The sequence below is a fragment of the Pseudomonas syringae CC1557 genome, from assembly GCF_000452705.1.
Classification (GTDB): Bacteria; Pseudomonadota; Gammaproteobacteria; order Pseudomonadales; family Pseudomonadaceae; genus Aquipseudomonas; species Aquipseudomonas syringae_F.
This window is the reverse complement of the sequence record NZ_CP007014.1, coordinates 1,580,707-1,606,606: the sequence shown is the minus strand read 5'-3', so window position 1 is coordinate 1,606,606 and position 25,900 is coordinate 1,580,707. Positions and strand designations below refer to the sequence as shown.

Below are 25,900 nucleotides of genomic sequence, written 5' to 3'. Positions count from 1 at the left end.
AATTCATCAATAAAAAACCGCCGTTACGGCGGGGGTTATAGGCGCAACGCTTGGCAGGCCCTAGAGCAGAAAGATGGTCGCCAGGCCGAGGAAGATGAAGAACCCCCCACTGTCTGTCACGGCGGTGATCATCACGCTGGCACCCATCGCCGGGTCTCGCCCCAGGCGCGCCAACACCATAGGGATGGAAACCCCCATCAGCGCAGCAAGCAGCAGGTTGAGCGTCATTGCTGCAGTCATCACCACACCCAGCGACCAACTGCCATACAGCAGGTACGCGACTACACCTATCACCCCCCCCCAGATCAAGCCGTTGATCAGCCCTACCACCAGCTCCTTACGCAACAATCGCGAGGTATTGCCGGTGTTGACCTGATCCAGAGCCATGGCGCGAACAATCATGGTGATGGTCTGGTTACCGGAGTTGCCACCAATGCCAGCAACAATAGGCATCAGCGCAGCGAGCGCTACCAGCTTCTCGATCGATCCTTCAAACAGTCCGATAACACGCGACGCCAGGAACGCAGTTATCAGATTGACTGCCAGCCAGGCCCAGCGGTTGCGCAGCGAGCGCCATACCGAGGCGAAGATATCTTCTTCCTCGCGCAGACCGGCCATGTTGAGAACTTCGCTTTCGCTCTCTTCACGAATCAGGTCGACCATTTCATCAATGGTCAGTCGCCCGATCAGCTTGCCGTTCTTGTCGACAACCGGGGTGGAAATAAGGTCGTAACGCTCGAAGGCCTGAGCGGCGTCGTAGGCGTCGTCCTCCGGATGAAAGCTGACCGGGTCGTTGGCCATGACTTCGCCCACCTGCTTCTCCGGGTCATTGACCAGCAGACGCTTGATGGGCAGCACGCCCTTGAGCACGCCTTCGGAATCGACCACGAACAGTTTGTCAGTATGGCCGGGCAGCTCTTTGAGCCTGCGCAGGTAACGCAATACCACTTCAAGGCTGACGTCCTCACGGATGGTCACCATCTCGAAGTCCATCAGCGCACCAACCTGATCCTCGTCGTAGGACAAGGCAGATCGGACACGCTCGCGCTGCTGCGAATCCAGCGCTTCCATCAGCTCATGAACGACGTCGCGGGGCAATTCGGGAGCAAGGTCGGCCAGTTCGTCGGCGTCCATGTCCCGTGCCGCCGCGAGCAACTCATGATCGTCCATGTCGGCGATCAGGGTTTCACGAACGGAATCGGATACTTCGAGAAGAATGTCGCCATCGCGATCAGCCTGGACCAGTTGCCAGACAGTCAGACGATCTTCCAGAGGGAGCGCTTCAAGGATATAAGCGACGTCGGCAGAGTGGAGGTCGTCGAGCTTGCGCTGCAATTCAACGAGGTTCTGCCGATGAACCAGGTTTTCTACCCGATCCTGATGTTGCCCCTCCTGACGATGAGTCAGGTCTTCAACAATACGCTGGCGTTGCAGCAGATCGACGACTTGAGCCAGGCGATCCTGCAAGCTTTCCTGCGTTTTTTTTACTTCTCTTTCGGTCATAGGCGAACTCCACTCCCAGCAGCGGAGCACGCCGGGAGATCAATCAGTTAATTCATGATTGTCAAAAAAAACTATTGAGTAACGACTGGGTAAGTCCATGGAGGTTTTCCATAAGCCCCGGCGGGGCTGACGGGCGCAATGATACACCGCTTTGGGCGATGCGCACGCGAGAAATTCAGCTTATAACAATCGTTTGCGGCGCAAAGCTGCAAGGTTAAGTGAACCGATAAAGGTTCGACGTTACATCTCGCCAAGAAAACACGCTCGCCCACGGAAAAGACCGCAGTTAGGCTTTCACGACAGCCCGTCATGGAGGACTTGATCATGCGTCTCATCATTCGTTTATCCTTGTTCAGCACCCTGCTCTACCTGCCCGCTCACGTCACGGCCAGCACCGTGCAACGCTGCGAGGACGCAGCAGGGAAAATCACTTTCACCACACTGGGCTGCCCCGAAGGCCACAGCACTCAGCTACAAAAGGCCTTCAATGCGCCACCCGGGACCCTCATCGAGCTGCTTCCGCCTGCAAACCATCGAGAGGCGGGCCGGAGAAAAGTCTCACCCAGAGAACTGGTAGTAGTCGGCACCCGCGACGACGGCTGCGGCAATCGCCTCAGCGCAGAACAGCGACGAGCCGCAATCATCAATCAGCGTACGCCTCCGGGCATGACAAAACGTGATGTGGAAAGCTTGCTGGGGCGCCCGGACAAGATCACCAATCGCAACGGAGAATTACGCTATGAGTACACGCAGAAAAAAGGCCGCAGCAACAGCGTGACATTTGATGAAGACGGATGCGTTAAAGGAAAACGCTAGGAAAGCAAAAAGCCCACATCTTTCGATGTGGGCTTTTCGGTATATGGTGCACTCGACAGGATTCGAACCTGTGACCGCTCGGTTCGTAGCCGAGTACTCTATCCAGCTGAGCTACGAGTGCATTGGTGTTTTTAGACCAGATCACCTCTGGTTGTTGCCAGTTGTCTGAAACCCCGTAATTGCTTACTGTGCTTCAATCAACCTTCAAATGGTGCACTCGACAGGATTCGAACCTGTGACCGCTCGGTTCGTAGCCGAGTACTCTATCCAGCTGAGCTACGAGTGCATGTGTTGGTGCCGCGCATTATAGGTCGTCAGATTGTTTAGTCAAGCACTTTTTCTAGTAAATTCAACAACTTACAGAACAAGCCCAATCTGACGCACTACATAAATAATGGCGGAGAACGGGGGATTCGAACCCCCGACACCCTTTTGAGGTGTACTCCCTTAGCAGGGGAGCGCCTTCGGCCACTCGGCCAGCTCTCCGCAACACGGGGCGTATAATAACCACCCTTTTTCCCCGTTTGCAAACCAAAAATTCAATAAAAATTAATGGCTTGGTTCTTCGTCCTTCTCTTTCTTGATACGCAGGTAAATCTCTTCACGATGGACAGCGACTTCCTTGGGCGCATTGACACCAATACGCACCTGATTACCCTTCACACCAAGCACTGTCACGGTGATTTCACCGTCACCGATGATCAGGCTCTCTGCGCACCGACGAGTCAGAATCAGCATACTTTTCTCCTTACGCCTTTATTCAGGGACAACAGTCTGCAAACCAATAGGCAATAGCAAATGGCAAAAAGCCATAGCCATTACCTGTGTATCGACTTACGCAAAGAAAACATCAGCCTTTCTGCGCAGTATCCAGAAGGCACGGTCAGACCGTGCCTTCAGACGACAGGGTCATTCACCCTGCCGAGGAGCATCCAGCTCGAATGCCGTGTGCAATGCGCGCACAGCCAACTCCAGATACTTCTCTTCAATGACCACAGAGACCTTGATCTCTGACGTGGAGATCATCTGGATATTGATGCTCTCCTTGGCCAGTGCTTCGAACATGCGACTGGCAACGCCCGCATGCGAGCGCATGCCGACGCCGACAATCGACACCTTGGCGATCTTGGTATCGCCGGAAACTTCACGGGCGCTGATTTCGCGCGCGGTCGTCTCAAGCACCTGCAAGGCCGCCTGGTAATCGTTGCGATGGATCGTGAAGGTGAAATCGGTGGTGTTATCGTGCGAGACATTCTGCACGATCATGTCCACTTCGATGTTCGCCGCACTGATCGGGCCCAGAATCTTGAACGCCACACCGGGGGTGTCTGGCACACCACGGATGGTCAGCTTGGCCTCATCGCGATTGAAAGCGATGCCGGAAATGATCGGCTGTTCCATGGTTTCCTCTTCATCAATGGTAATAAGGGTGCCTGGACCCTCTTCGAAGCTGTGCAGAACGCGCAGCGGGACGTTGTATTTACCGGCGAACTCGACCGCACGGATCTGCAACACCTTGGAGCCGAGGCTGGCCATTTCCAGCATCTCTTCAAAGGTGATCTTGTCCAGACGCCGAGCCTGCGCCACAACACGCGGATCGGTGGTGTAGACACCATCGACGTCGGTGTAGATCTGGCACTCATCCGCCTTCAGCGCAGCGGCCAGCGCCACACCTGTGGTATCGGAGCCGCCACGGCCCAGCGTGGTGATATTGCCGTGCTCGTCGACACCCTGAAAACCGGCAACCACCACCACACGACCCGCTTTCAGATCAGAGCGAATCTTCTGATCGTCGATTTGCAGAATGCGCGCCTTGTTGTGCGCGCTGTCGGTGAGAATACGCACCTGGTTACCGGTGTAGGACACCGCAGGCACGCCACGCTTGATCAGCGCCATCGCCAGCAGCGCGATGGTGACCTGCTCGCCCGTGGAGACGATGACGTCCAGTTCACGGGGAACCGGCTGGTCACTGATCTGCCTGGCCAGTTCGATCAGGCGATTGGTTTCGCCGCTCATGGCCGACAGCACAACCACCAGGTCGTCGCCCGCCTCACGGAATTTCTTGACCTTGTCGGCCACCTGCTCGATGCGCTCTACAGAGCCCACGGAGGTGCCGCCAAATTTCTGTACGATTAAAGCCATCTCAAAGCCGCCTCAGAACCCGTTAAGAGCACCCATTGATAGTCGAATCCGTCGCCGGGCCACCCTTGGTCGCGGCGGCCCGACGGACTCGACTCAGATACCTTGCTCTACAAAAGGAACGGTCAGTGCCAGTGCAGCATCCAGCGCACCTGCATCGACACCCCCGCCTTGAGCCATATCAGGACGACCACCGCCTTTACCACCGACCGCGGCGGCCGCCTGCTTCATCAAATCACCGGCTTTGAGTTGGCCAGTCAGGTCCTTGGTCACGCCTGCAACCAAGACAACCTTGTCTTCATGAACACTGCCGAGCAGGATCACTGCGCGGCCGAGCTTGTTCTTCAACTGGTCGACAAGCGCCAGAAGCGCCTTGCCGTCCTGACCATCCAGGCGCGTGGCCAGAACCTTGACCCCTTTGACATCCTGCGCAGCCGACGACAGATCGTCACCGGCGGCACTGGCTGCCTTGGCTTGCAGTTGTTCCAGTTGCTTTTCCAGCAGACGGTTGCGCTCAAGCACAGCTGTCAGCTTGTCCAGCAGGTTGTCGCGATTGCCTTTGACCAGCGTCGCGGCTTCCTTGAGTTGATCTTCCGCCGAATTCAGCCAGGCGAGTGCCGCAGCACCGGTCACCGCTTCGATACGGCGCACGCCGGCAGCAACGCCACCTTCACTGACGATCTTGAACAGCGCGATGTCACCGGTGCGGTTGGCGTGAATGCCACCACACAGCTCGACGGAAAACTCGCCGCCCATGCTCAGCACACGAACGCTGTCGCCGTACTTCTCGCCAAACAGCGCCATGGCGCCTTTCTTTCTGGCGGTTTCGATGTCGGTTTCTTCGGTAACCACTGGCGTGTTCTTGCGAATCTCGGCGTTGACGATATCTTCCAGCGCACGCAATTGCTCAGGCTTGATGGCCTCGAAGTGGCTGAAGTCGAAACGCAGACGCTGACTGTCGACCAGCGAGCCTTTCTGCTGAACGTGCTCACCCAGTACCTGACGCAATGCGGCGTGCAGCAAGTGAGTGGCCGAATGGTTCAATTTGGTTGCATCGCGGACTTCATCAGCCACCTGTGTTTCAACCTGCGCACCAACGCTCAGGCTGCCGGACGCCACAACGCCGTGGTGCAGGAATGCGCCGCCGGTCTTGGTGGTGTCGCTGACGTCAAAGCGCGCTTCGCCAGCCAGCAGGAAGCCGCTGTCGCCGATCTGGCCACCCGATTCGGCATAGAACGGCGTGATGTCGAGGATCACAACGCCCTCCTCACCTTCGTTCAGGTGCGTGACGGACTGACCTTCCTTGTACAGAGCAACGACTGTGGCACTGCCGGTGGTCGCCGAATAGCCGGTGAACTGAGTGGCCACATCGACCTTTACCAGGCTGTTGTAGTCCATACCGAACGAGCTGGCCGAACGAGCGCGCACGCGCTGAGCGTCCATTTCGCGCTCGAAGCCTTCTTCGTCCAGTGTCAGATTACGTTCACGGGCGATGTCACCGGTCAGGTCCATCGGGAAACCGTAAGTGTCATACAGCTTGAACACGACTTCGCCGGGCACCACGGTGCCTTTCAGCTCGGCCAGATCCTGCTCAAGGATCTTCAAACCCTGTTCCAGGGTCTTGGCGAACTGCTCTTCTTCGCCTTTGAGGACGCGCTCAATGTGCGACTGTTGTTGCACCAGCTCAGGGAATGCCGAGCCCATTTCGGCGACCAGTGCCGCTACGATCTGATAGAAGAAGCTGCCCTTGGCACCCAGTTTGTTGCCATGACGGCAGGCGCGCCGAATGATACGGCGCAGCACGTAGCCGCGGCCTTCGTTGGAAGGCAGCACGCCATCAGCGATCAGGAAGCCGCACGAGCGGATGTGGTCAGCCACAACCTTCAGCGAGGCCTGATTGTCGTTGCTGCAACCGATGGCCTTGGCTGACGCAGCCAGCAGGCTCTGGAAGAGGTCGATTTCGTAGTTGGAATGCACGTGCTGCAGGACGGCACTGACACGCTCCAGGCCCATACCGGTGTCCACCGACGGCGCTGGCAGCGGGTGCAGCACGCCGTCTGCGGTGCGGTTGAACTGCATGAACACGTTGTTCCAGATTTCGATGTAACGGTCGCCATCCTCTTCCGGCGAACCCGGCGGGCCGCCCCAGATTTCCGGGCCGTGATCGAAGAATATCTCGCTGCAAGGACCGCACGGGCCGGTATCACCCATGGTCCAGAAGTTGTCGGAAGCGTAAGGCGCGCCTTTGTTGTCGCCGATGCGAACCATGCGCTCGGCAGGCACGCCGACCTCTTTGGTCCAGATGTCGTAGGCTTCGTCGTCAGTCGCGTAGACCGTGACCCAAAGCTTTTCCTTGGGCAGGTTCAGCCACTTTTCGGAGGTCAGAAAGGTCCAGGCGTAGGTAATGGCATCACGCTTGAAATAGTCACCGAAGCTGAAGTTGCCCAGCATTTCGAAAAAAGTGTGGTGACGAGCGGTATAGCCGACGTTTTCCAGGTCGTTGTGCTTGCCACCGGCGCGCACGCATTTCTGACTGGTGACAGCGCGGGTGTAGGCGCGTTTTTCCTGGCCCAGGAAGCAATCCTTGAACTGGTTCATGCCTGCGTTGGTGAACAGCAGGGTTGGGTCGTTGCCCGGAATCAAGGAGCTTGAAGCGACACGGGTGTGGCCTTGCTCTTCGAAGAAGCCAAGGAAGGCTTCACGGATTTCTGCGCTTTTCATAGGTTCTTCCACGGAGACTGCGGCCAGAGGCAAGTGCAAAACGTCAAATGACGTAGCGACGGCAAAGGGCCGCATTATATAGGCGTTGCGCCCTCGGTACAGTGTGTTTGTGCGATAGAAACAAGTAACTGGATTATCGGCATGTCATGAGTGTTCAAACGCTGCGAATGCTTCGACCACCTGCTCTGTCTGAGCACGCGAGACATTCAGGTGGGTGACCATGCGCAGCCTCGGCGCAGCAGTGAGCAGGATGCCACGCTCGGCGCAAAAGGCCTTGAGCGCGGCGGCGCGCTCCCCGACCTGCACATAGACCATGTTGGTCTGCACCGGCTCGACGCTGTAACCCAGTTCGCTCAGGCCCTTGGCCAGAAACGCTGCGTTGGCATGATCGTCCGCCAGTCGCTCGACCTGATGATCCAGTGCGTAGAGCCCGGCGGCTGCGAGGCTGCCGGCCTGACGCATGCCGCCGCCAACCATTTTACGCAGGCGACGCGCCTTGGCGATCAGCGCCTGCGATCCGCACAGCACCGAACCGACCGGCGCACCCAGGCCCTTGGACAGGCACACGGACACTGAATCGAAGTGCCTGGTGATCTCGCGCGCATCGACGCCCAGCTTCACCACTGCGTTATACAGCCTGGCACCGTCCAGATGCAGCGCGATGCCCTTATCCAGCGTGAGTTTGCGCGCAGCGGCGAGGTAAGCCTGAGGCAGCACTTTGCCCTGCATGGTGTTTTCCAGTGCCAACAGCCGTGTGCGGGCAAAGTGAATGTCGTCGGGTTTAATGAAGTCGCACACTTGCTGAAGGTCAAGCGAACCATCAGCCTGCACTTCAAGCGGCTGCGGCTGGATCGAACCCAGCACCGCCGCGCCGCCACCTTCGTACTTGTAGGTATGCGCCTGCTGGCCGACGATGTATTCGTCGCCGCGCTCACAGTGCGCCATCAGCGCCAGCAGATTGCTCATGGTGCCGGAAGGCACGAACAGTGCGGCGTCAAACCCGAGACGCTCGGCGAGAGTTGCTTCGAGCAGATTGACCGTCGGGTCCTCACCATAAACATCATCGCCTACAGGCGCATGGGCCATGGCGTCGAGCATGCCCGCCGTGGGCAGAGTCACTGTGTCGCTGCGCAGATCGATGACGGTCACGAAAAAGCTCCCTGAAATTGAAAATCGATAATGCATGCAACCTTTGGCTTGCAACAAGGCATTACTTGAGCCGGCATACATGATAATCAAGCGCTACGACTGCCGATACGCTGTTTCCTTAGATGAAAAAGGTAGGTGTACCGTACGAAAGTGTCCATGCATGATTGATTGATCTGTGATAAAAATCCCCCGCCGGCCACGTAAAGTGACGGCAACGTTCTCAGGGCGGGGTGCAACTCCCCACCGGCGGTAATGGCGCGCAATGTGTCTAGCCCGCGAGCGCTTGCAGGTCGCAGCTTTGGCGGGCGATCTGCAAGGTCAGCAGACCCGGTGTGATTCCGGGGCCGACGGTCATAGTCCGGATGAAGAGAGAGCGGGATTGGTGTCTGCAAGAACGTCTGCAAAACCTCATCATGAACGACATCGTTCAGGAGGCTTTCCTACGCGACTTGAATCCCTTTCGATCCAAATGCCCTGTTTTTTTCATAAACAGGAGTCAGAACACGTGCAACCAACCGCAATTGACAGCAAAAGCAAAAACCATTCGAACGAACGCGTCGCTTTCATCCAGGCCTGCTGGCACAAAGATATCGTCGACCAGAGCCGTAAAAGTTTCATCGCCGAAATGGCCAATCAGGGCTACGCCGAAAGTGACATCGACATCTTTGAAGTCGGTGGTGCTTTTGAAATTCCGCTGCACGCAAAACTCCTCGCCAATAGCGGTCGCTATGCGGGCATCGTCGGTGCCGCACTGGTGGTGGACGGTGGTATCTACCGCCACGAATTCGTCGCGCAGTCCGTGGTCAGCGCGTTGATGCAGGTCCAGCTGGAAACCGAAGTACCGGTCTTCTCCGTGGTCCTGACACCGCACCATTTTCATTCGGGCGAAGAGCATCAGAAGTTCTTTTTCAATCACTTCGTGCACAAAGGCGAAGAAGCGGCGAAGACCTGCGCGGACACCTTGAACAAGGTCCGTAGCCTGCGTCGTCTGGATGCACAGCAGAAAGCCGCCTGCTGAAACGCGTAGCAGCGACACGAGAGACGTTCGTCAGGACGACTCTCGTTCCTGTGAGAACGTAGCTCTAGACGCTCTGCGTCGCAAAGAGGACGCGGAGCGTCCAGAACGGCATGCCGACGCGGAGCGTCGCACGATAGTTGAGATTCTCGTTCCGCACGCTGCAGCGTGGGAATGCCGTTCTGGACGCTCCGCGTCCGCTCTTGAGGGTGCCGGGCGATCAGCCGAGGTTATCGGCATCAGTGGGCACAATCACAATCCCCGCTCGCAGGCCGTTTTTGACCCTGGGATTGGGAAAGATGATACGCGCGCCCTCTTCTTCCACTACCCAGCGTGAATCGCTCACGTCTTCGGCCAGCACATAGCCTTTTTCCAGTTCGAAAAAGTTCTCTACGTCGTCCGCCAGATTGAATGTGAACGCGTCGCTGCGCTTGATGACTTCACGTGCCACGCTGAACAGCTGCAATCCCTCAAGACTTTCATCCAGCTCAGGCTCGGCGCCTTCGATGATCTGTTCCAGGCACAGGCGCAGCGGCGCGAGGTTGACTTGCTGGTTCTGGCCGAACGGCCGGGCCTTGCCCAGTTCGAGTGTGAATGCCTCGGCCTCCAACTGAGCGTAGGTGTACGCGCTGAACACGATGGACGGCTTGTTCTGCAACAACACCGCGCTCATGCCCGCAGCTTGCAAACGGGCCAGTTCGCGACGCGAGTGCTGACGGCCTTCTTTCCACGGGTACAACGCAAACTGCTCGATCTTCGAACCACGAATGGCGGTGTGCAGATCGTAATGCAGGCGATAGCGGTCCGGCAGGCTGAAAAAACTGGCCGCCAGTCGCTCAAGCTCGGCAGCGCGCAAGGCTTCCGCGCCACCACTTTGCTCGTGACGACCGTTGAACAGCCGGTTGACGTCATGCTCGACAAATCGTGTGCCGCGCCGCATGGCGTCGGGGTTGCCGAACAGAAACAGAATACGGGCGCGCGGTTTCAGATCGCCGCGCGCGATGCTGCGGATCAGTTCATCCAGCAGCTCAATGGGCGCAGTCTCGTTGCCATGAATACCGGCAGACAACAGCAGGTCAGTACCATTGTCACGAGCCTGTGGCGGGCGGACTTCCAGAGCCCCCTCGCTCAGCCAGCGCATGCGCACGCCTTCGACGGTCAGTTGAGTCTTTTCCGCTGGCTCACGTCCAGCCAGGGTCAGTTCAAGCAGTTTGCCGAGAGCGAGCATGGCGTGCTTCCTTAGTGATTGCAGTCAGGACCGTGGACGTGACCGTCGTCTTCTTCAGCGCCGATGTCGGCCGGTTCCATTTCCAGTTGCAGGCTGACCAGATTGGTCGCCAGCGGACGCAGCAGCAGGTTGGCGTACTCGGCATCGTCTTCTTCAACGTCAACGCCGATCAGCAACTGACCACGGCCGTCCTGTTGAATCCACAGTTCCTTGCCCTGCCAGATAATGGCAACGCGGGTGCAGGATGTTTCCAGCTGGGTGCCATCGGTGTCTTCGAGGATCAGTTGCAGGGCGTCGCTCATATCGGAATGCTCTCTATAAAGAAAATCGTGCGTCGGGCTGAGTTGTCCGACACGCAGGGTGTTTCAAGCCAGTTGAAACGGATAAACGGAGCCCAGTTTAAGGATTTGCGTCAGTTCATCCAATGCCGTCCGGCATTCAGTCAATAATCGCGGGTCGGCCAGATCGTTTTCGCTCATGCGATCACGGTAGTGCCTGTCCACCCATTGCGTCAGTGTGTCGTACAACGGCGCAGTCATGATCACCCCCTGGTTCACCGCCGTCAGCTCGACGTCATTGAGCGCCACGCGCAAGCGCAGGCACGCCGGACCGCCGCCGTTCTGCATGCTCTGCTTGAGGTCGAACACCTTGACCTCGGCAACCGGGCCTTCGTCGGCAATCAGCCGTTGCAGGTAACCCCAGACGTTGACGTTAGCCTGGCATTCCTGCGGCACGATCAGCAGCATCGAGCCATCGGCGCGTGACAACAGCTGACTGTTGAACAGATACGAGCGCACTGCATCCTGAACCGAGACCTCGGCACGCGGTACGCAGATCGCGCTTAGCTGCCCGCCGACACGGCTAAGCTTGTCGCGCAGTTCGCCAAGCATCTTCTCGGCATGGAGGAAGGCGTCCTCGTGATAGAACAGCACTTCGCCATTGCCGACCGCGATCACGTCGTTGTGAAACACGCCCTGATCGATAACGGCCGGGTTCTGCTGCCCGTAGACCACGCCCTCTTCGCTCAGGCCGTGCAGGCGCGCGACGGCGCGTGATGCTTCAAGCGTCTGGCGCGCCGGATACTTCTGCGGCGCAGGGTAGCGTGTGTCGAAGGCGCTGCGACCAAACACAAAAAACTCGACCCCGGCCTGACCGTAATCTGCGCAGAACCGCGTGTGGTTAGCAGCGCCTTCGTCGCCGAACTGCGCCACTGGTGGCAATGCCGGGTGATGGGCGAAGTGCTTCGCATCGGCAAACATCGCCCCCAGCACGCGGCTGGTGGTCGGATGCTCGATGCTGCGATGGTATTTGCAATTGAGGTTGGCGGCGGTGAAATGCACACGGCCGTCGGCAGTGTCAGCGCTGGGGCTGACCGTCGCTGCGTTGGCCACCCACATGCTCGACGCCGAGCAACTGGCGACCAGCAGCGGCATGTCCTGACGGGCCGCCTTTTCGATCACCTGCGCGTCGCTGCCGGTGAAACCCAGTTGCCGCAGACCGGCCACGTCAGGACGCTCCTGAGGCGCAAGCACACCCTGGGTAAACCCGAGGTCCATCAGCGCTTTCATTTTCGCCAGGCCTTGCAGCGCCGCCTCACGAGGATTGGCGCACTGCTGACTGTTACGCTGGGAGGCGACGTTACCGTAGGACAACCCGCCGTAGTTATGAGTTGGCCCGACCAGACCGTCAAAATTCACTTCACAGGACTTCATCGGCAAGGCTCCATGGATCTGTTCTTATAAGCATTCGTGGCGCGCACTGTCAGTTCAGCCTGATACCGGGGGTCAATGTCGCAGGCAAGGTCAGGCTGCCGGTTTCCAGCGAAGCGACCGGATACGCACAGTAGTCAGCTGCGTAATAGGCGCTGGCCCGGTGGTTGCCCGAAGCCCCGACTCCGCCGAAGGGTGCGCTGCTGGCAGCCCCGGTCAACTGCTTGTTCCAATTGACGATCCCGGCGCGGCTCTGCAGCCAGAATTGCTGATAGCGCGCTTCGGAATCGGACAGCAAACCCGCCGCCAGGCCATACCGGGTGGCATTGGCCTCAGCGATGGCCGCAGCGAAATCGGCGTAGCGGATTACTTGCAGCAATGGGCCGAACAGCTCTTCGTCGGGCCTGTCGGACACGGCGCTGACGTCGACAATGCCGGGCGTCAGCAACGCTGCGTTGGCCTGCGGCTGACGCATTTCCAGCAAGGTCACGGCCCCCTTGGCCAGCAGCTCGCGCTGCGCGTCCAGCAAGGCGCGCGCCGCTTCCAGCGATATCACCGAGCCCATGAACGGCGCAGGCTGTTGATCGAAAGCGCCGACTTCGATGGTTGCGCTCACGGCCACCAATCGCGCCAGCAAGGCATCGCCCCAGTCACCCTCGGGCACCAGTAAACGGCGCGCACAGGTGCAGCGCTGACCGGCAGAAATAAACGCCGACTGAATGATGGCGTACACCGCCGCTTCGATGTCCTCAACCTGATCGACCACCAGCGGATTGTTACCGCCCATTTCCAGCGCGAGGATCTTGTCCGGACGCCCGGCGAACTGTTGATGCAGCGCATTGCCCGTGCGGCTCGACCCGGTGAAGAACAGCCCGTCGATACCGGGATTGGCCGCCAGCGCGATACCGGTATCACGACCACCCTGCAACAGGTTCAGCACACCGGCAGGCAGCCCGGCCTCGATCCAGCATTTGACGGTCAGCTCGGCGACTTTCGGCGTCAGCTCGCTGGGTTTGAACAGCACTGTGTTGCCGGCCAGTAACGCCGGAACGATATGGCCGTTCGGCAAGTGACCAGGAAAGTTATACGGCCCGAATACAGCGACTACGCCATGTGGCTTGTGGCGCAACACAGCCGTGGCATCGCCCAGCGGGCTACTTTTTTCACCGGTTCTTTCGCGATAGCTCTGCACCGAAATGGCGATTTTGTTGACCATGCTGGTCACTTCAGTCGTCGATTCCCACAGCGGCTTGCCGGTTTCCTCACCGATGCACTGCGCCAGCTCGTCAGCGTGCTGCTTGAGGCTGGCCGCAAACGCTTCCAGCACCGCAATACGCTGATCCAGCGAACGAAGCGCCCAGTCAGGAAACGCCTGACGTGCAGCCTGTACCGCCTGTTCCACCTGCTCTGTCGTCGCGCCCTGGCCTGACCACAACGTTTGCTGGGTCACCGGGTTCAACGATTTGAACAACTCGCCCTGCCCGGCCTGCCAGGCACCTGCGATATACAACGTACTCATTAAATGCCCTCCCGCGCCGCGGACAGCGGAACTGCACGCACGTTGTCACCGGCGCTCATGCGCAGGCGTTTGGCGGTTTGCGGAGCGACCACCAGCGTGCCAGCGGCAAAGCGCGCAGCGCCGACGGTGATGCGGCAGTCTTCACGCTTGCGGTTGTAGATCAGGAATTGTGGTGCGTCGTCGCCCGGCGTGCCAATGGCCAGCACCAGTGCCTGACTGTCCTTCACCGCACGAATCTTGCCGGTCTCGCACTCGATGGCGGGGCCGGCATCAAAGATGTCGACATAGCCCTGATACGAAAAGCCCTCGCCCTTGAGCATGGACAGCGCAGGCTCGGTGTCGGCGTGTACACGGCCGATCACATTGCGTGCATCTTCGGAAAGAAAGCAGCTGTACAGCGGAAACTTGGGCATCAGTTCAGCGATGAACGCTTTGTTGCCCACGCCGGTCAGGTAATCGGCCTGGCTGAATTCCATCTTGAAGAAATGCCGCCCCAGACTTTCCCAGAACGGCGAGCGGCCGTTCTCGTCGGACATGCCGCGCATTTCGGCAATGATCTTGTTGCCAAACAGCTTTGGAAATTCGGCGATGAACAGCATGCGCGCTTTCGACAGCAGACGGCCATTGAGGCCGTTTCGCGAGTCGCTGTGCAGGAACAACGAGCACAACTCAGAGTTGCCGGTCAGGTCGTTGGCCAGAAACAGCGTCGGGATTTCCCGGTAGATATTCAGTTCCTGCGAGGCACTGACCGTCAGCCCCACCCGGTAGTTGTACCAGGGCTCGCGCAGCCCGACAGCGCCAGCAATGGCAGAAATACCCACCACCTTGCCGTCGTCATCTTCGATTACAAACAGGTAATCGGCGTCGCCGCGCTCGGCCTCCCCGCGAAAAGTCTTTTCAGCCCAGCCGACGCGGTGCGCCAGGCGCTGCTCATTGGCAGGCAGGGTCGTCAGACCGGCGCCAGTGCTGCGCGCCAGCTCGATCAACGCTGGCAGGTCACTGCTGCGTACGGGACGAACGATCATGTTATCTCCTCAGCGGCTCATCAAGAGCCTTGAAACTCGCTAATCAGCAATCGAACGTCTGGCTCAGACCGCGACGATCCGTACACTGGCACCTTCACCCACGCCCAGTGCATCGGCAGCCTGCAGGCTCAGCACCACCGGCCGGCCCGGCGCCCAGTCCAGTTCCAGCAGCACCGCGCGGTAATCCTGCAACAGGCCATTGGCAACCAGATACAGACGCCCGCCCTTGCCGACATCGCTGCCTTGCGCTGTCTCGACCTTGACCGGCACCAGACGGCTCTGCGCGATGGAGCGAATCCCCGAGACCTTGGCATGCAGGGTCGGACCACCGTCGAAGATGTCGATGTAATGATCGGTTTCAAAACCTTCGCGCATCAGAATGTCGAAGGTGATCTGTGCACGCGGATGCACCTGGCCCATGGCCTCTTGCGCGGCGTCAGGCAGCAGTGGCACGTAGATCGGGTAATGCGGCATCAGCTCGGCGAGGAAGGTCCGGCTTTTAAGCCCGCACAGGCGCTCGGCGGCGGCATAGTTCAGGTCGAAGAAGTTGCGCCCGATGGCGTCCCAGAATGGCGAATCGCCATGCTCATCGCTGTAACCGACGATTTCGGTGACCACCGAGTCGGCAAAGCGCTCGGGATGGCTGGCGACAAACAGCAGGCGGCCCCGCGAGTTGAGTTCCGACCAGGACGTGCCCACCAGTTCCGGGACCACGTAGAAGCTGGTCAGCAAACTGTTGCCCGTCAGATCGTGGCACTGCGACAGAACGTGAATCTTGTTGTGAATCTTCAGTTCGCGAGAGGCGTGCACAAACGTTTCGTTGCGAAAGCTGTAGAAAGGCTCGGAATAGCCCGCTGAAGCGACGATGCCCGAACAGCCCACCAGCTTGCCGCTCTCGCTGTCTTCCAGTACGAAGAAGTAGGTTTCTTCACCGTTGAAGCTGACCTCGGCGGCGAACGATGCTTCCGACGAGCTGATTTTGTCGGTCAGGCGGCCAGCATCGTCGGGCAAGGACGTGACACCGATAGGGCTGTCGGCAGCGAGGCGTTGAACCTCGGCCAGATCAGCCATTTGCGCAGGGCGCATTACCAGCATGGTGCCACTCCTTGTAGATCGACCGGCCGTTACGACCGGCTCTGATAAACGCGCCAGGCAGCGTGATGCAGCACAGCGCAGAAAAATGTCCGGGGCTCGCCGATCAGGCAACCCCCGGAGAACAGCACACGAATCAGGACGTCAGTTTGGCGATGGCGCGCTCGAAGCGGTTCAGGCCCTCTTCGATGTCCGCGTCTTCAATCACCAGGCTTGGCGCAAAACGAATCACGTCAGGACCGGCTTGCAGGATCATCAAATCCTGGGCTTCGGCCGCATTGAAAAAATCCTTGGCCTTGCCTTTCCAGGCATCGGACAGCACGCAACCGATCAACAGGCCCAGCCCACGCACTTCAGTGAACACGCCATAGTGCTGGCCGATGCGTTCAAGACGGGTCTTGAACTGTTGATGCTTGCGCTGTACGCCAGCCAGCACTTCAGGCGTATTGACCACATCGATGACCGCTTCACCGACCGCACAGGCCAGCGGGTTGCCGCCGTACGTGGTGCCGTGAACGCCAACGGCGAAGTGTTTGGCAAGCTTTTCGGTGGTCAGCATGGCCGCCAGCGGAAAGCCGCCGCCGATGCTTTTCGCGCTGGAAAGAATGTCCGGGGTCACGCCGTAATGCATGTAGGCAAACAGATGACCACTACGGCCCATGCCGCTCTGCACTTCGTCGAACACCAACAGCGCGTTGTGCTCGTCACACAGTTTGCGTGCGCCTTGCAGGTATTCCAGCTGGCCCGGCAAAACGCCGCCCTCGCCCTGAATCGGTTCCAGCACCACGGCGCAGGTCTTGTCGGACACAGCCGCTTTCAGTGCTTCAAGATCGTTGTAGGGTACGTGGCTGATGCCAGTGATCTTCGGTCCGAAACCGTCGGAATATTTCGGCTGACCGCCAACGCTCACTGTAAACAGGGTACGCCCGTGAAAGCTGTTCACGGCCGCAATGATTTCGTACTTGTCGGGGCCATGCAGGTCATGCGCCACACGACGCGCCAGCTTGAACGCGGCTTCGTTGGCTTCGGCACCGGAGTTACAGAAGAACACACGTTCGGCGAAGGTTGCGTCCACCAGTTTCCTGGCCAGACGCAGGGTCGGCTCGTTGGTGAACACGTTGGACACGTGCCAGAGTTTATTGGCCTGCTCGGTCAAGGCACCGACCAGTGCCGGATGGCAATGGCCCAATACGTTGACGGCGATCCCGCCCGAGAAATCCACCAGTTCACGCCCCGCCTGATCCCAGACGCGGGAGCCCGCACCGCGCACGGGAATGAACCCGGCCGGAGCGTAATTGGGGACCATTACCTGGTCGAAATCGGCGCGTTGCACCGCAGCATGCTCAACGGACATCGGAGTCTCCTGATGAGGAACGCCTGCCTGAAACTGGCGAGCGATAGGAAGATTGTAAGGACTGAATTCTGTTCGGCCTTGCCGCCAGGCGACAACTTGTTACAGCGCAAAACCGGGTTTTTTCAAGGCTTTCGGCATTGCGACATATTGCGTCACAAAGGCGCAGTTTAAACGGATTGGGCCTGAGCTGTCTGGACTTGAGCTGTCGGCAGGCACTTCTGCAGTAACAAGAAGATCAACCGCGCTCGGCGGGCACCGGCGAAAGCTCGAACGGGCTGCTGCTGCGTCGCTGGTTGCGGTCTTCACGGGGCGTGGCGCCGAAGAAGTTGCGATAGGCGCTGGAGAAATGCGGCCCTGACGAGAAGCCGCAGGAAAGACCGATCTGAATGATCGACTTGCTGGTCTGCATCAACATCTGGCGTGCCTTGTTCAGGCGCAGCTCCAGGTAGTACTGGCTTGGCACACGATTGAGGTACTGCTTGAAGATCCGCTCCAACTGGCGGCGCGACACACACACGTGCTGGGCAATTTCATCGGTGGTCAGCGGCTCTTCGATGTTGGCTTCCATCAAAAGCACGGCCTGGGTCAGTTTCGGATGGCTGGAGCCGAGGCGATTCTGCAACGGAATGCGCTGACGCTCGCCGCCTTCGCGAATGCGCTCGACCACCAGTTCTTCGGACACTGCGCCCGCCAGTTCAGCCCCGTGATCGCGAGACAGCACGGCCAGCAGCAGGTCGAGCACCGACATGCCTCCGCAGGCGGTGAGGCGATCACGGTCCCAGTCGAACAGATGACTGGTGGCGATGACTTTCGGGAAACGCTCGGCGAAATCGTCCTGCCAGCGCCAGTGGACGGCAGCGCGATAGCCATCCAGCAAACCCAGTTGCGCGAGTGGATAAACCCCCGCCGACAAGCCGCCAATCGAACAGCCTGCACGCACCAGTTGCTTGATCGCACTGCCCAGCGCCGGGGCCACTGAAGCAGGTGGCTCATCGGCCAGCAAAAACAGCTTCTGAAACCCTTCCAGCTGGCCCGCCCAAGGCTTGCCCGGCAATTGCCAGGCACCGGCATCGTCTGCCGGCTCGCCCGCCTCGGCTTGCAGAAACGCCAATTCGTAGAGCACCTCAGGATGAACCCGTTGAGCAACGCGCAAGGCTTCCTCGGCAAGCGCCAGGGTCAGGGCTTTGGTGCCGGGCCAGACAAGGAAACCGATTCGATGGGCAGTCATTGGGACATCCGCTACGTATTGCCGCAAAAGCCAAGCCCGGGAAACGGGGCTCGATCAGGAACATCCAGGTGATGTTGCGCGTCGCGCAGCATGACCTGTTCTGCTGTAAAAAGGCACCGCCATGCGATGCCGATCGTCACTTGAGGCTGCCGGACAGAAACTGTTGCAAACGCTCGGTCTGCGGATTGGCCAGCACTTCACGCGGATCGCCGCGCTCCAGCGCCACGCCCTGGTGCAGGAACACAAGCTGGTTGGAGACTTCACGCGCAAAGCCCATTTCGTGCGTCACCACCACCATGGTCCGGCCTTCCTGGGCCAGGCCCCGCATGACCTTGAGCACGTCGCCGACCAGCTCCGGGTCGAGTGCCGAGGTCGGTTCGTCGAACAGCATCACCTCGGGCTCCATCGCCAACGCGCGGGCAATCGCTACACGCTGCTGCTCGCCACCGGACATGTGCCCTGGATAAGCGTCTTTGCGATGCGATACACCGACCTTGGCCAGGTAGTGTTCGGCCTTCTCCAGCGCTTCCTTTTTCGAAACGCCCAGCACGTGAACCGGCGCTTCGATAACGTTTTGCAGCGCAGTCATGTGTGACCACAGGTTGAAATGCTGAAACACCATGGACAGCCGCGAACGCATACGCTGCAACTGTTTGGCGTCGGCAGCCTTGAGACCGCCTTCCTTGTTCGGCACCAGTTTCAGTTCTTCGTTGTTGAGCAGAATCTTGCCGGCATGAGGCTGTTCAAGCAGGTTGATGCAGCGCAGGAAGGTGCTTTTCCCCGAACCGCTGGAGCCGATGATACTGATGACATCGCCAGCCCTGGCCGTCAGGGATACGCCCTTGATCACTTCGTGACTGCCATAGCGCTTGTGCAGGTCCTGCACTTCCAGTTTGTTCATGCTTTCGTTTCTCACAGAACGGTCAATCACTGAGCAGACGCCCGTGACGCAACGCGGTGCGCCCCGCCACCTTGGCCAGCCAGAAACCGGGTTGAGCGTAGCGAAGCCGCTCGATGGCGAACAACACCCCGGCGGTATTCGCGCAAATGGTACTGACCTGATCGGACAGCGGATCGATGACCTCGAACAACGGCTCGCCGACTTCCACCCGGTCGCCGGCAGCGCGCAGAAAAGTCACCACACCGGGGTGCGGCGCGTAAAGCAGTTCGGTGCCTTCGAAGGGCATGCCTTCGCAGGCTTCATGAGCAGGCTGCGGCCAGTCGCCACTGATGAAGCCCTGCTCGGCCAGAAACGCCAGAATGCCCTCGGCATGCGCTTGCGCCTGCGGCTTGCCGGTATCGGCCTGGCCGCCCAGCTCGATGGTGGTCGCCAGACACGCCAGCGGGATCTGTGCCTGCGGAAACATCCGTGACAGACGCAGCCACGGCAGCGAACAGGCTTCATCGAACGAGCTGCCGCCGGAATCCTCGGCCAGCAACGCGACCTGAACGTTCAGGTGCGCCGACAAGGATCGCCATTGAGGCCAGTGCTGCGGCAGCGCGTACATGTGCAAGGCAGCGTCGGCGTCGCAGTGCAGGTCGAGCACCACATCGGCGATGCAGGCATGCCCGAGCAGGATGCGCTGCATGCCTTGCAACTCGCTTTGCGCTGCGGGCAGGCGCTCCAGGGCGGTGTTCATGGCCTGACGAATCAACTGAGTATTGGCGCGTGGGTCATCGCCCAGCTGACCTTCCAGCAATTCGGCGACCGGCTCGCTCAGCTCAGTGAAGTCACGGTTGAAGTTCTTGCCGCTGCCGAACTCGAAACGCCCTTGATGCGCACCTTGCAGCAGCTGCCCCAGGCCTAGCGGGTTGGCGACCGGCACCAGCTCGATCACGCCTTTGAGCAGGCCCTGCTGCTCCAGCTCGGTCAAGCGCTTTTTCAGCTCCCAGGCGGTGCGCATGCCCGGCAGTTCGTCTGCATGCAGGCTGGCCTGAATGTAGGCCTTGCGCTCGCCGGTGCCAAATCGAAAGACACTGAGTTTACGTTCGGTGCCGAGGGTGCTCCACGGCAATACATGATCGATTCTTTGCATGTCAGACCTTTCTTGGGGCGAGGTAGCCCAGCCAGCGACGCTCGGCCATCTTGAACAGCCGCACCAGAATAAAGGTGAGGCACAGATAGAAGACGCCAGCGGTGACGTAAGCCTCGAAAGGCAGGTAGAACTGCGCGTTGATGGTCCGCGCCGCACCCGTGATGTCGATCAGGGTCACGATGGAAGCCAGACTGGTGGTCTGCAACATCATGATCACTTCGTTGCTGTACTGCGGCAGCGCCCGGCGCAAGGCCGACGGCAGCAGGATACGGCGATACATTTTGGCTTTCGACATGCCCATGGCACGTGCTGCTTCAATCTCGCCCGCCGGCGTGGCCTTGAGGCTGCCGGCGATGATCTCGGCGGTGTAGGCGCTGGTGTTGATGGCAAATGCCAGACAGGCGCAGAACGTTGCGCTGGACAGCCACGGCCAGAAGACGCTTTCTCGCACCACTTCGAACTGCGCCAGCCCGTAATAGATCAGGAACAGTTGCACCAGCATCGGGGTGCCGCGAATCACGTAGGTGTACAGCCAGGCCGGCATGTTCACCCACGGGTTTTTCGAGACCCGCATCAAGCCCAGAGGCAACGCGGCCAGCAGCCCGAACCCGAGGGAAATCGCCAGCAGTTTGAGGGTCGTCAGCAGGCCACTGAAGTACAGCGGCAGGTTTTCCCAGATCATGTTGTAGTCGAAGATCATAGGTCAGCCGCCCTGACGCCTACCGAGTAGCGTTTTTCCAGATAACGCAAAGCGAGCAGCGAAACACTGGTGATCACCAGGTACATCGCTGCAACCGCCAGAAAGAAGGTGAACGGCTCGCGGGTGGCATCAGCCGCCTGCTTGGCCTTGAACATCATGTCCTGCAAGCCGACCACGGAAATCAGCGCAGTGGCCTTGGTCAGCACCAGCCAGTTGTTGGTGAAACCGGGTATCGCCAGACGAATCATCTGCGGCACCAGAATGCGGAAGAACACCTTGCCGCTGCTCAGACCATACGCCATGCCCGCCTCGGCCTGCCCTTTGGGGATTGCCATGAAAGCGCCGCGAAAGGTCTCCGAGAGATACGCACCAAAAATGAAGCCCAGGGTGCAGATACCGGCCAGCAACGGATCGAGGTCGATATAGTCGTCGAAACCCAGCAAAGGCGCGACGCGATTGAGCAAATCCTGACCGCCGTAGAAGATCAGCAGGATCAGGACCAGATCCGGTATCCCGCGAATCACCGTGCTGTACAAATCACCCAGCCAGGCGATCCAGCGTACAGGCGACAGACGCAGCGCCACGCCGATCAGACCGAGAACGATCGCCAGAGCCATCGACGACAGGGCCAGCTGCAATGTCAGCCATGCACCTTCGAGGATGACAGCCCCGTAACCTTTCAACATTATGTGCGGTCCTCAAGCGTGGAATAAAAATGGCGCAAGCCAGGCAACCCTGTTTGCGCCATCTCGTTGCGACGACTTACTTGCCGTAGATATCGAAGTCGAAATACTTGTCCTGAATGGCCTTGTACTTGCCGTTGGCGCGGATAGCGGCAATGGCGGCATTGAGGCGATCGAGGTTGGCCTTGTCGCCTTTGCGCACAGCGATGCCGATGCCGTCACCGAAGTATTTAGGGTCGGTAAACGATGGGCCGACGAATGCATAGCCTTTGCCAGCGTCGGTTTTCAGGAAACCGTCCTGCAGCAGCGTGGCGTCAGCAATGGTGCCGTCCAGACGACCTGCACCGATGTCCAGGTAAATTTCGTTCTGCGAACCGTACGGCGTCACTACAACACCTTGCGGGGCGAGAACTTCACGGGCGAAACGCTCGTGGATCGAACCACGCTGCACACCGATCTTCTTGCCCTTGAGTTCAGCCAGGCTGTCGCTGACCGTGGTGCCGTCCTTCATCACCAGACGTGCCGGGGAGTTGTAGTACTTGCCGGTGAAATCCACGGATTTCTTGCGGTCGTCGGTAATGGACATCGACGACAGGATCGCATCGATCTTGCGCACTTTGAGTGCCGGGATCAGGCCGTCGAACTCCTGCTCGACCCACGTGCACTTGATCTTCATTTCTTCGCACAGCGCATTGCCGATGTCGTAGTCAAAACCGACGATGCTGCCATCCGGTGCCTTGGATGCAAATGGAGGGTAGGCCGCTTCGATACCGATTTTGAGCGGTTTTTCGTCAGCGAATATCGGCTGGGCGAGCACTGACAACGCCAGCGCGCCAATAAGCATGAGCTTTTTCATTTCAAGAACTCCATTGGTGAAGCACGACAAGTGGCAAAGTGAGCAAGCGCCCAATGTGCAAAAGGACTATTACGGAGAGAGCGACGCCAGACGTGGGACACTGGATTACCGGTCCGCAGGCCCTCGGCGAATGGGGGGCATTTTAACGACAGGCTCGAAGTCGATATTTCTTCAATGCGACAACTAGTTACAGAACCGCCGGAAAAGCCACTTTACCCTATTGACGGTAAAGATTTCACCTGATCCTTGAGTGATGACATAACCGGTTGATAGAGCAAAAAGCGCGCCCATTATTGGCAAACCCTTCTAATCCGGCAAGCCCAGCCTTTCATCTCACGCAAAACCACGCCAATCCGGCGCATTTTCACGCAGAAATCGAGTAACGCTTCCTACGATGAGGCACTGCTGCTAAACATCGTGTAAATCTGTAACAACCCGATATATATCTCGTTTTCCTGCCAGCACCTTGCCGAAAACAAAAACGCCCCGCCCGGCTTTCACCGAACGGGGCGCGATCATCGCTGAGCGATCAGGCAGCGTTCATGGTTTTGTGGGTTTCGATCAGGTGCTGCACCACCCCTGGATCGGCCAGGGTGGAGATGTCGCCCAGTGCATCGTATTCCGACGTCGCGATCTTGCGCAGGATACGGCGCATGATTTTGCCCGAGCGGGTCTTCGGCAGGCCGGGCGCCCACTGAATGAAGTCCGGCGAAGCAATCGGGCCGATTTCCTTGCGCACCCAGTTGCGCAGTTCGGTGCGCAACGCATCGCTCGGTTCTTCGCCAGCATTGAGCGTGACGTAGACGTAGATGCCCTGCCCTTTCAGATCATGCGGCACGCCGACCACTGCGGCTTCGGCAACTTTCGGGTGCGCAACCATCGCACTTTCGATCTCGGCCGTGCCCATGCGGTGGCCCGAGACGTTGAGCACGTCGTCCACGCGCCCGGTGATCCAGTAGTAACCATCTTCGTCGCGACGCGCGCCGTCACCGGTGAAATACATGCCGCGAAAGGTCTTGAAGTAGGTGTCGACGAAACGGTCGTGGTCACCGTACAACGTGCGCGACTGACCCGGCCAGGAATCGAGAATCACCAGATTGCCCTCGGCCGCGCCTTCGATCAGATTGCCCAGGTTATCGACCAGCGCCGGAATCACGCCAAAGAACGGTCGGGTAGCCGATCCCGGTTTCAGCGCTGTAGCTCCGGGCAGCGGGCTGATCAGAATGCCGCCGGTTTCGGTCTGCCACCAGGTATCGACAATCGGGCAGTTCTGTTTGCCGACGGTGTTGTAATACCAACCCCAGGCTTCCGGATTGATCGGCTCACCCACCGAACCCAGCAGGCGCAGGCTGGAACCGTCTGCGCCTTCAACGGATTTGGTGCCCTCGGCCATCATGGCGCGAATGGCAGTCGGTGCGGTGTAGAGGATGTTGACCTTGTGCTTGTCGATGATTTTCGACACGCGAGTGATGTCCGGGTAGTTCGGCACGCCTTCGAACAGCAGCGTGGTCGCGCCGTTGGCAAGCGGGCCGTAGACGATGTAACTGTGCCCGGTGACCCAGCCGACGTCAGCGGTGCACCAGTAGATTTCACCCGGCTTGTAGTCGAATACACGCTCGTGGGTCAGCGCGGCGTACAACAGATAGCCCGCCGTGGTGTGCAGCACGCCCTTGGGTTTACCGGTCGAGCCAGAGGTATAAAGGATGAATAGCGATTCTTCAGCGCCCATTTCCTTTGGCGCACAGGTGCTGGAAGCTACTTCAAGCAAGGAGTGGTACCAGATGTCACGGTGACGGTTCCACTCGATCTCGCCGCCGGTGCGCTTGCAGACGATGACCTTCTGTACGCTGCTGGTTTCCGGGTTAGTCAGGGCGCGGTCGACGTTGGCCTTGAGCGCGGTCTTCTTGCCGCCGCGCAGGCCTTCATCGGCAGTGATGACAACCTTGGAGCTGCAATCGATGATGCGGCCAGCCAGGGCTTCCGGCGAGAAACCACCGAACACCACCGAGTGAATGGCACCGATCCGGGCGCACGCCAGCATGGCGACCACAGCCTCGGGGATCATTGGCATGTAAATGGTAACCACATCGCCACGGTGGACGTCCTGACCACGCAGGGCATTGGCGAATTTACAGACTTCTTCATGCAGCTCGCGGTAGGTGATCTCGCGATGTTCGGAAGGGTCGTCGCCTTCCCAGATAATGGCGATGCTGTCGCCGCGCTCGGCCAGATGACGGTCCAGGCAGTTGTAGGCAACGTTCAACGTGCCATCGGCAAACCATTTGATATCGACACGGTGATCGTCGAAAGAGGTCTGCTTGACGACGCTGAAGGGTTTGATCCAGTCGAGTCGCTGAGCCTGTTCACGCCAGAAACCATCCGGGTTGACCACCGACTGCTGGTACATGGCCTTGTAGGTCGCCTCATCCGTCAGCGTAGTCGCTGCGACTTCTGGGCGGACGGGGTACAGGGAAGCTGCACTCATCTTGGTTACCTCGGTGGATAGTTGTTGTTTTATGCACACGTTGTATCCCGCTCCCCCCCTGGGAACCATTCGACGTTGGTATTACCGGGCGGGGCCGGAGCTGCAAACCATAAGCCACAAGCTTGCAGCTGTTCTCAAGATTATTACCGTTTTGACGAAAGCGCTTATCCAAAGCCTTTATATATGTGGTCTGGCAACAGGCATAGAATTCGTTCCGCCAACAAGGCAAGCATCAGCTGCCCCCACGCACTGTTGTTTCTGATCATAAAACGTATCAAACAGCCTTCGCACATGACGTCAAAAACGTGATGCGACCGCGCTCACTTTCAAAAAGGTAAAAACGCAATGAAAGCTTTATTAGCAGTAGTGGCACTGTGCAGTGTCAGCAGCTTCGCCATGGCCGAAGAATCGCAGACCAAAGTTGCCGCGCAACAGGCCCGTGTCGAACAGTACACCTATGGCACACATCTGGACATCGCCCGGGTGATCTCCATCAGCCAGATCCCCAGCGTCTGCGAAGTGGTACCTGCGCGCATGATCTATGAAGATTCGCAAGGCGCACGGCACATCATGAGCTATCAGGTGATGGGCAACGGCTGCAGCAACGGCTGAGTGCAGGTGCTGTTGTAACGCATGCACGAC

22 protein-coding genes, 3 tRNA genes and 1 riboswitch are annotated in these 25,900 nt (G+C 58.9%); of the genes, 3 read left to right on the top strand and 22 right to left on the bottom strand.

Annotation, left to right across the window (positions count from 1 at the left end; genetic code table 11):
- Positions 1-60 precede the first annotated feature (60 nt).
- Positions 61-1,503, bottom strand: a complete 1,443-nt coding sequence (gene mgtE / locus N018_RS07545) for a magnesium transporter (RefSeq protein WP_024643470.1) — start codon at positions 1,501-1,503, stop codon at positions 61-63.
- A 324-nt stretch (positions 1,504-1,827) separates the two neighbouring features.
- Between mgtE and bamE the strand changes: the two genes are divergently transcribed.
- Positions 1,828-2,319, top strand: a complete 492-nt coding sequence (gene bamE, locus N018_RS07540; protein WP_025389243.1) for an outer membrane protein assembly factor BamE domain-containing protein — start codon at positions 1,828-1,830, stop codon at positions 2,317-2,319.
- Positions 2,320-2,363: 44 nt separating this feature from the next.
- Here the strand turns inward: bamE and N018_RS07535 are convergent.
- The 7 genes from N018_RS07535 to ltaE form a co-directional block, all read right to left on the bottom strand.
- Positions 2,364-2,440, bottom strand: a tRNA-Arg gene (locus tag N018_RS07535).
- Between the two features lie 88 nt (positions 2,441-2,528).
- A tRNA-Arg gene (locus tag N018_RS07530) sits at positions 2,529-2,605 on the bottom strand.
- 109 nt (positions 2,606-2,714) lie between these two features.
- Positions 2,715-2,805, bottom strand: a tRNA-Ser gene (locus N018_RS07525).
- A gap of 63 nt (positions 2,806-2,868) precedes the next feature.
- A complete protein-coding gene (csrA, locus tag N018_RS07520) occupies positions 2,869-3,057 on the bottom strand; it encodes a carbon storage regulator CsrA (protein WP_002554426.1) in 189 nt (62 codons plus the stop codon).
- Between the two features lie 171 nt (positions 3,058-3,228).
- Positions 3,229-4,461, bottom strand: coding sequence for an aspartate kinase (locus N018_RS07515; RefSeq protein WP_025389242.1), 1,233 nt, complete (start codon positions 4,459-4,461; stop codon positions 3,229-3,231).
- Positions 4,462-4,554: 93 nt separating this feature from the next.
- A complete protein-coding gene (gene alaS / locus N018_RS07510) occupies positions 4,555-7,179 on the bottom strand; it encodes an alanine--tRNA ligase (protein WP_025389241.1) in 2,625 nt (874 codons plus the stop codon).
- 144 nt (positions 7,180-7,323) lie between these two features.
- Positions 7,324-8,328 (bottom strand): low-specificity L-threonine aldolase, encoded by a 1,005-nt coding sequence (gene ltaE, locus N018_RS07505; RefSeq protein ID WP_025389240.1) that lies wholly within the window; start codon positions 8,326-8,328, stop codon positions 7,324-7,326.
- Between the two features lie 212 nt (positions 8,329-8,540).
- A riboswitch (FMN riboswitch) is annotated at positions 8,541-8,707 on the top strand.
- A 126-nt stretch (positions 8,708-8,833) separates the two neighbouring features.
- Between ltaE and N018_RS07500 the strand changes: the two genes are divergently transcribed.
- Positions 8,834-9,346: a 6,7-dimethyl-8-ribityllumazine synthase gene (locus N018_RS07500; RefSeq protein ID WP_025389239.1), complete on the top strand. Its 513-nt coding sequence runs from the start codon at positions 8,834-8,836 to the stop codon at positions 9,344-9,346.
- Positions 9,347-9,563: 217 nt separating this feature from the next.
- Here N018_RS07500 and astE read toward each other — a convergent pair whose 3' ends face one another.
- From astE to acs, 14 genes are all read right to left on the bottom strand, one after another.
- On the bottom strand, positions 9,564-10,571 hold the full coding sequence (gene astE / locus N018_RS07495) for a succinylglutamate desuccinylase (protein ID WP_025389238.1): 1,008 nt from the start codon (positions 10,569-10,571) through the stop codon (positions 9,564-9,566).
- 11 nt (positions 10,572-10,582) lie between these two features.
- Positions 10,583-10,873: a hypothetical protein gene (locus N018_RS07490; protein ID WP_024646368.1), complete on the bottom strand. Its 291-nt coding sequence runs from the start codon at positions 10,871-10,873 to the stop codon at positions 10,583-10,585.
- Positions 10,874-10,936: 63 nt separating this feature from the next.
- Entirely contained in the window at positions 10,937-12,283 is a 1,347-nt protein-coding gene (gene astB, locus N018_RS07485) for an N-succinylarginine dihydrolase (RefSeq protein WP_024646369.1), read from the bottom strand.
- 49 nt (positions 12,284-12,332) lie between these two features.
- Positions 12,333-13,799, bottom strand: coding sequence for a succinylglutamate-semialdehyde dehydrogenase (gene astD / locus N018_RS07480; RefSeq protein WP_025389237.1), 1,467 nt, complete (start codon positions 13,797-13,799; stop codon positions 12,333-12,335).
- A complete protein-coding gene (astA, locus tag N018_RS07475; protein ID WP_024646371.1) occupies positions 13,799-14,824 on the bottom strand; it encodes an arginine N-succinyltransferase in 1,026 nt (341 codons plus the stop codon). The genes astD and astA overlap by 1 nt, the downstream gene beginning before the upstream one ends.
- Before the next feature lie 63 nt (positions 14,825-14,887).
- Positions 14,888-15,919, bottom strand: a complete 1,032-nt coding sequence (gene aruF, locus N018_RS07470; protein WP_024675545.1) for an arginine/ornithine succinyltransferase subunit alpha — start codon at positions 15,917-15,919, stop codon at positions 14,888-14,890.
- A gap of 133 nt (positions 15,920-16,052) precedes the next feature.
- Entirely contained in the window at positions 16,053-17,270 is a 1,218-nt protein-coding gene (locus N018_RS07465; RefSeq protein WP_025389236.1) for an aspartate aminotransferase family protein, read from the bottom strand.
- A gap of 235 nt (positions 17,271-17,505) precedes the next feature.
- Positions 17,506-18,498 carry a transcriptional regulator ArgR gene (gene argR / locus N018_RS07460; RefSeq protein ID WP_025389235.1) on the bottom strand — a complete coding sequence of 331 codons (993 nt, stop codon included), beginning with the start codon at positions 18,496-18,498 and terminating at the stop codon, positions 17,506-17,508.
- Positions 18,499-18,634: 136 nt separating this feature from the next.
- Entirely contained in the window at positions 18,635-19,399 is a 765-nt protein-coding gene (locus N018_RS07455) for an ABC transporter ATP-binding protein (protein WP_024646375.1), read from the bottom strand.
- Between the two features lie 22 nt (positions 19,400-19,421).
- A complete protein-coding gene (locus tag N018_RS07450) occupies positions 19,422-20,534 on the bottom strand; it encodes a succinylglutamate desuccinylase/aspartoacylase family protein (RefSeq protein ID WP_024646376.1) in 1,113 nt (370 codons plus the stop codon).
- A gap of 1 nt (position 20,535) precedes the next feature.
- Positions 20,536-21,234 (bottom strand): ABC transporter permease, encoded by a 699-nt coding sequence (locus N018_RS07445; RefSeq protein WP_025389234.1) that lies wholly within the window; start codon positions 21,232-21,234, stop codon positions 20,536-20,538.
- A complete protein-coding gene (locus N018_RS07440) occupies positions 21,231-21,920 on the bottom strand; it encodes an ABC transporter permease (RefSeq protein WP_002554442.1) in 690 nt (229 codons plus the stop codon). The genes N018_RS07445 and N018_RS07440 overlap by 4 nt, the downstream gene beginning before the upstream one ends.
- Before the next feature lie 76 nt (positions 21,921-21,996).
- On the bottom strand, positions 21,997-22,773 hold the full coding sequence (locus N018_RS07435; protein ID WP_024646378.1) for an ABC transporter substrate-binding protein: 777 nt from the start codon (positions 22,771-22,773) through the stop codon (positions 21,997-21,999).
- Positions 22,774-23,302: 529 nt separating this feature from the next.
- Complete coding sequence (gene acs / locus N018_RS07430) at positions 23,303-25,258, bottom strand: acetate--CoA ligase (protein WP_024646379.1); 1,956 nt, start codon at positions 25,256-25,258, stop codon at positions 23,303-23,305.
- Between the two features lie 345 nt (positions 25,259-25,603).
- Here acs and N018_RS07425 point away from each other — a divergent pair, with 345 nt between their 5' ends.
- Positions 25,604-25,870, top strand: a complete 267-nt coding sequence (locus N018_RS07425; RefSeq protein WP_025389233.1) for a DUF2790 domain-containing protein — start codon at positions 25,604-25,606, stop codon at positions 25,868-25,870.
- Positions 25,871-25,900: the final 30 nt, after the last annotated feature.

What these genes read in the sequence shown, in the direction of transcription:
- astB (WP_024646369.1), bottom strand. Translation starts at nt 12,283, where the DNA reads ATGAAGTCCTGTGAAGTGAATTTTGACGGTCTGGTCGGGCCAACTCAT.
- N018_RS07455 (WP_024646375.1), bottom strand. Translation starts at nt 19,399, where the DNA reads ATGAACAAACTGGAAGTGCAGGACCTGCACAAGCGCTATGGCAGTCAC.
- csrA (WP_002554426.1), bottom strand. Translation starts at nt 3,057, where the DNA reads ATGCTGATTCTGACTCGTCGGTGCGCAGAGAGCCTGATCATCGGTGAC.
- N018_RS07515 (WP_025389242.1), bottom strand. Translation starts at nt 4,461, where the DNA reads ATGGCTTTAATCGTACAGAAATTTGGCGGCACCTCCGTGGGCTCTGTA.
- N018_RS07445 (WP_025389234.1), bottom strand. Translation starts at nt 21,234, where the DNA reads ATGATCTTCGACTACAACATGATCTGGGAAAACCTGCCGCTGTACTTC.
- N018_RS07465 (WP_025389236.1), bottom strand. Translation starts at nt 17,270, where the DNA reads ATGTCCGTTGAGCATGCTGCGGTGCAACGCGCCGATTTCGACCAGGTA.
- astA (WP_024646371.1), bottom strand. Translation starts at nt 14,824, where the DNA reads ATGATCGTTCGTCCCGTACGCAGCAGTGACCTGCCAGCGTTGATCGAG.
- astE (WP_025389238.1), bottom strand. Translation starts at nt 10,571, where the DNA reads ATGCTCGCTCTCGGCAAACTGCTTGAACTGACCCTGGCTGGACGTGAG.
- acs (WP_024646379.1), bottom strand. Translation starts at nt 25,258, where the DNA reads ATGAGTGCAGCTTCCCTGTACCCCGTCCGCCCAGAAGTCGCAGCGACT.
- N018_RS07440 (WP_002554442.1), bottom strand. Translation starts at nt 21,920, where the DNA reads ATGTTGAAAGGTTACGGGGCTGTCATCCTCGAAGGTGCATGGCTGACA.
- bamE (WP_025389243.1), top strand. Translation starts at nt 1,828, where the DNA reads ATGCGTCTCATCATTCGTTTATCCTTGTTCAGCACCCTGCTCTACCTG.
- mgtE (WP_024643470.1), bottom strand. Translation starts at nt 1,503, where the DNA reads ATGACCGAAAGAGAAGTAAAAAAAACGCAGGAAAGCTTGCAGGATCGC.
- astD (WP_025389237.1), bottom strand. Translation starts at nt 13,799, where the DNA reads ATGAGTACGTTGTATATCGCAGGTGCCTGGCAGGCCGGGCAGGGCGAG.
- N018_RS07435 (WP_024646378.1), bottom strand. Translation starts at nt 22,773, where the DNA reads ATGAAAAAGCTCATGCTTATTGGCGCGCTGGCGTTGTCAGTGCTCGCC.
- N018_RS07450 (WP_024646376.1), bottom strand. Translation starts at nt 20,534, where the DNA reads ATGCAAAGAATCGATCATGTATTGCCGTGGAGCACCCTCGGCACCGAA.
- N018_RS07425 (WP_025389233.1), top strand. Translation starts at nt 25,604, where the DNA reads ATGAAAGCTTTATTAGCAGTAGTGGCACTGTGCAGTGTCAGCAGCTTC.
- aruF (WP_024675545.1), bottom strand. Translation starts at nt 15,919, where the DNA reads ATGCTGGTAATGCGCCCTGCGCAAATGGCTGATCTGGCCGAGGTTCAA.
- alaS (WP_025389241.1), bottom strand. Translation starts at nt 7,179, where the DNA reads ATGAAAAGCGCAGAAATCCGTGAAGCCTTCCTTGGCTTCTTCGAAGAG.
- argR (WP_025389235.1), bottom strand. Translation starts at nt 18,498, where the DNA reads ATGACTGCCCATCGAATCGGTTTCCTTGTCTGGCCCGGCACCAAAGCC.
- N018_RS07490 (WP_024646368.1), bottom strand. Translation starts at nt 10,873, where the DNA reads ATGAGCGACGCCCTGCAACTGATCCTCGAAGACACCGATGGCACCCAG.